Genomic DNA, 4,502 nt, shown 5'->3' on the forward strand with positions numbered 1-4,502 from the left:
GAGCCGCCGCCCGCGTTGAAGCCGAACATGCACATGATGGAGGGGACCACGCCGCTGATCTTTCTAAGCGCGGTGAAGACCTCGGCGTAGCCGTCCAGGCCACCCACGCCGGCCGGGACGAAGGCGCCGGCCGAGTCGTTCATGCCGATGACCGGGATCCCCTTCTCGCCCGCCATGTACATGAGACGGGCCAGCTTGTTGCCGTTGGTGGCGTCCATGGAGCCCGCGCGCACGGTGAAGTCGTGGCCGTAGATGGCGACGTCACGCCCGCCGATGTTGAGGATGCCGGTGACCAGCGAGGCGCCGTCCAGGTTCTTGCCCCAGTTCTGGAACAGGATGTTGGGCTCTGCCTCGGTCAGTACGCGGATCCTCTCCCAGACCGTCATCCTCTTCTTGAAGTGCTGCTTCTCGATCTGGTCGATGCTCACCGACTTGATGGGGCGCTGGATCAGGTCGTGACCTTCCCGCATCGCCTCTTCATAGCCCCCCGTGGCGCGGGAAATCTCGCCCGGGATGTTGAACTCTACCTTCTCCGCCTGGTCGAAGGGGTTTTTCAGTGACGGCTTGATCATTTTAAGAGACATAGAGGGTATCCTTCCGAGTGGGATTTTTCAGCTGGTACGTGGTTACTGCTAAACTCATTGCCATCCTCCCGTTTTAGTGATTAAAACAAAAAAGTGTTGCATTTATGACGTAGCGTAAACGTTATTTGGAAATTGTGGCGGTGAGAAAGCCGCTGGACGAAGTTTCCGTAAACTGTTTGCATAATGTATACGGCATGTTAGCCGGCTAATCTTCAGACGGATGGCTGGGGGAGTGCCTTGTTTTATTTAGGGACGCTTTTTTATATTCTCGGGTGCCTTGGGCTCATTTGTGTGACAAAAAAGCAGCGCGAAGCCGAAAAATAATGGCTCTGGCAGTGGATTTAGCGGTAATAGGGTTGGGAAGTTAGGCTGCAGACCCCGCTGTTTGATGCCCGGTTGCTGTAGTATCCGCAGCATAAACAGATACTTGCGCCGCTGGGGTGGCGCCGGGACCTTACTCTGTAACCAGGAAGTGTTGAAAATAAAACACGATTTTCCGTATACAGGTGACGTAAAAGTAAATAAGGTTTTGCTTGGCAAAAGTCAATAAGAAAAACGGAGTATACGCGAGAAAATACGGTGGAACAGCTGGTTAGCTCATTAAGAGAGGTGGACCAGAGGCGGAGGAGAGGCGGAGAGAGTGGGGGGAGAACGGCGCCGACCGGGCGGCCGGCGCCGGGTAAGAGAGGTCAGCGCCGGATGTTGCGGGCCAGCAGCTCCACGGTGTGTAGGACCCGGGTGTTTTCGCCGGCCTGCTTAAGACCGTCGGAAAGCTGCATGATGCAGCCGGGGCAGCCGGTCACCACGCAGTCGGCGCCGGTGGCCTGGATGGCGGCGGTCTTGCCGGCGTTGATGTCCAGCGAGCTGCCGTAGTGGTAGACGTTGAAGGTGCCGCCCAAGCCGCAGCAGCGGTCGGCTCCCTCCATCTCGATGAGCTCGATGCCGGGGGTCTGCTTGAGGAGCCCGCGCGGCTGTTTGGCGATGCCGGCGGTGCGGTGGTGACAGGGATCGTGATAGGTGATGCGGACCTCTTCACCGCCGCCGGTCACTTCCGGATCGAGTCCCAGCTTCTGCAGGAGGACCGCGGCGTCCACCGTCTTCTCCGCCAGGGCCTTCAGCCGGTCACTAAGTTCAGGGTTCCGCTTGCCGATCACCAGGGGGTAAAGCTTGTGCAGTGCACCCCCGCAGGTGGCACAGGCGGTCATCACGTAGTCGGCGTTGTACCTCTCCAGTGCCTCCAGGTTCCGCTCGGCGAGCTCCCGCACGGTATCGAGGTCGCCGCCCGACATGCCGGGGAGGCCGCAGCACTGCTGGTCCTGGGGGATGATGACGGTGCAGCCCAGGTGCTTGAAGAGGGCCAGGGTTGCCTCGCCGATCTCGGTGTAGACGAAGTTGGTCATGCAGCCGACGAAGAAGGCGATGCGCGGCTTGCCGGGCTGTCCCTCGATCACCTCCGGGTGCCGGGTCATGAAGGGGTCCTTGGCGATCTGCGGGATATGCCGGGTGCCGCCCAGGAAAGGCATCGGGAAGCGGAGTCGCAGCCCCGAGGTGGCCGGGACCTTTTTGAAGAAGAGCGGCCCGAGTATGGAGGCGGCGAAGGCCCCCATCTTCATGAGCTTGCGGGTCTTGATGACCTGGCCGACCGCCTTATGGAAGGTGGTGAGTCCACGTCTCTTAGCGAGCGCCTCGCGGGCGGCGATCACGATCTCGTCGGTGGGGACGTTGTTGGGGCACTTGTCGACGCAGCTGCCGCAGAGCAGGCACTTGGACATGGCGGCGTAGGTGCCATCGTCAAGCTCGATGTCCCCTTTCAGGACGTGCTGGGCCAGCGCCACCTTGCCGCGGGCGGTGGCGGGTTCGCGCTGGAAGGTGCTGAAGGCGGGGCAGTGGGCGCGGCAGGCGCCACACTTCACGCATTTTTTCATGTCGTTTTGCACCCGCTCCAGCGGGCTGATCTGCTTCTTGCTCACTTTTTCTTCCTTTAAGCTTTCGGACATCGGACCTGTCGGACAGGTCGGACTACTCCAGCGGCAGCATCTTGCCGGGGTTCAGGATGTTGTTCGGGTCGAGCGCCTTCTTGATGGCGCGCATGGCGGCGATCTGGTCCGCCGAGAGCTCCATGGGGATGAAGGGCTGCTTGGCAAGCCCTACCCCGTGCTCGCCGGACATGGTCCCTCCCAGGTCGAGCGCCGCCTGGAAGACCTCCTTGATCGCCTCGTGCGCCTTCTCCTGCTGGCCCGGCTGGGTCTTGTCGATCATGATGTTGACGTGGATGTTGCCGTCGCCGGCATGCCCGAAGTTGACGATCGGTATGTCGTAGCGGTTCTGGATCTGCTCGATGCGCCGGATGACGTCGGGCACCCGGCTCCTGGGCACCACGATGTCCTCGTTGAACTTGTCAGGGTTCACGTCTCTCAAGGACGGCGAGACCAGCCGGCGCACCTTCCAGAGCTCCTCGCTCTCCGCCGCGTCCTTGGCCACCCTGAACTGCACGAGGCCAAGCGGCTTGATCAGCGCGTGGATCTCATCCGCCTGCTTCTCGATCAGGTCCGGATCGCCGTCCACCTCGATCAAGAGCACCGCGCGCCCCGCTTCGGGAATCCCCAGGTTGAAGCGCCGGTCCACGCAGGTCAGGGTAGCGTAGTCCATGAACTCCAGGGTGGTAGGGATGATCTTCCCCTTGATGATGGTGGAGACCGCCCGGGCCGCCCCGTCGATGGAGTCGAAGATGGTCAGCATGGTCTTTTTGGAAGCGGGGTAGGGGAGCAGCCGGAAGATGATCTTGGTGATCACCCCCAGCGTCCCTTCCGAGCCGCACAGGAGCTTGGTGAGGTCGTAGCCCACCACCCCTTTCACCGTCTCGCCGCCGGTCCTGATGATCTGCCCGGTGGGAAGCACCACCTCCAGGCCCATCACGAAATCCTTGGTGACGCCGTACTTCACGGCGCGGGGACCGCCGGCGCACTCGGCGACGTTGCCCCCCAGGGTGGAGAACTTAAGGGAGGCCGGATCGGGGGGATAGAAGAGTCCCAGCTTCTCGACCGCCATCTGGAAGGTCTCGGTCACCACGCCCGGCTCCACCTCCGCTACCAGGTTGTCGGTGTCGATGCGCAGGATGCGGTTCATCCTGGTGGTCACCAGCACCACGCCACCCCCCTTGGGGAGGGCTCCTCCGGTGAAGCCGCTGCCGGCGCCCCGGGGGAAGACCGGGAACCCCTCGGTGTTGGCGAGCTGCAGGACCCGGGAGACCTGCTCTGCCCCATCCGGGTGCACCACGCAGTCTGGGAGGAATTCCATCTGGGTGGCGTCGTAGCCGTAGCAGACCAGTTCCTGGGCGCCGGTGGCGAAGTTTTCGGGACCGACGATTTCCTTCAGCTTCTCTAAAATGCGTGCGTCGAGCATCTATCTTCCTTTCCTGGTATCTACTTACTTAATACCCTCGCCCCTTCGAGGGGAGAGGGTGGCCGAAGGCCGGGTGAGGGATGACCGCACCTGCTGAAAAATCCCGCCCTCACCCCCGCCCCTCTCCCCCAATGGGGCGAGGGGGGGGGCAGATGGGACTATGTCTAGGTGCCGCGGTGGCTAACGGCCTTGCACGACCGGCAGCAGCACGCCACCCTCGGGGATGAGGTAGGCGGTGAAATTCTTCGGCAACTCGGGGAGGGCCAGCTCCAGTGCCTGCTGAGGCGTTTGCGCCGGGATCATCCCCATCGTCTCCACCTCTTTGGGCGGCAGCTGCGAGACGAGGTAGATCCGGAACCGCTCCGCCTTTTCCTTCACCGCCCAGGCGGTCTGGCCGTTGATCTCGTAGCGCTTCCTGAGCGCCGCTTCCAGCTCGCCACAGCTCGGGTAGCGGAACCAGTTGAAGAAGGTGGCGTGGCCATAGCCGTCGCGGCACTCCGCCAGCACGATCATGAC

Annotated in this window: 3 protein-coding genes and 1 pseudogene; all 4 read right to left on the reverse strand. The window is 62.1% G+C overall.

Annotated elements, in window-relative coordinates; all coding sequences use genetic code 11:
* Positions 1 to 584 (reverse strand): carboxyl transferase domain-containing protein (locus VJ604_RS11495; RefSeq protein WP_324082588.1); only part of this gene is annotated, 584 nt, incomplete at its 3' end.
* A gap of 689 nt (positions 585 to 1,273) precedes the next feature.
* Positions 1,274 to 2,554, reverse strand: coding sequence for a (Fe-S)-binding protein (locus tag VJ604_RS11500; RefSeq protein WP_414652423.1), 1,281 nt, complete (start codon positions 2,552 to 2,554; stop codon positions 1,274 to 1,276).
* A gap of 49 nt (positions 2,555 to 2,603) precedes the next feature.
* A complete protein-coding gene (locus tag VJ604_RS11505) occupies positions 2,604 to 3,986 on the reverse strand; it encodes an FAD-binding oxidoreductase (protein WP_324082592.1) in 1,383 nt (460 codons plus the stop codon).
* A gap of 180 nt (positions 3,987 to 4,166) precedes the next feature.
* Positions 4,167 to 4,502, reverse strand: a pseudogene (locus VJ604_RS11510) (nickel-dependent lactate racemase); the annotation flags it as partial.

Source organism: Geomonas sp. (assembly GCF_035254065.1).
In the GTDB taxonomy this organism is placed as follows: Bacteria; Desulfobacterota; Desulfuromonadia; order Geobacterales; family Geobacteraceae; genus Geomonas.

Coding starts and splice junctions, on each gene's coding strand:
- VJ604_RS11505 (WP_324082592.1), bottom strand. CDS start 3,986: ATGCTCGACGCACGCATTTTAGAGAAGCTGAAGGAAATCGTCGGTCCC.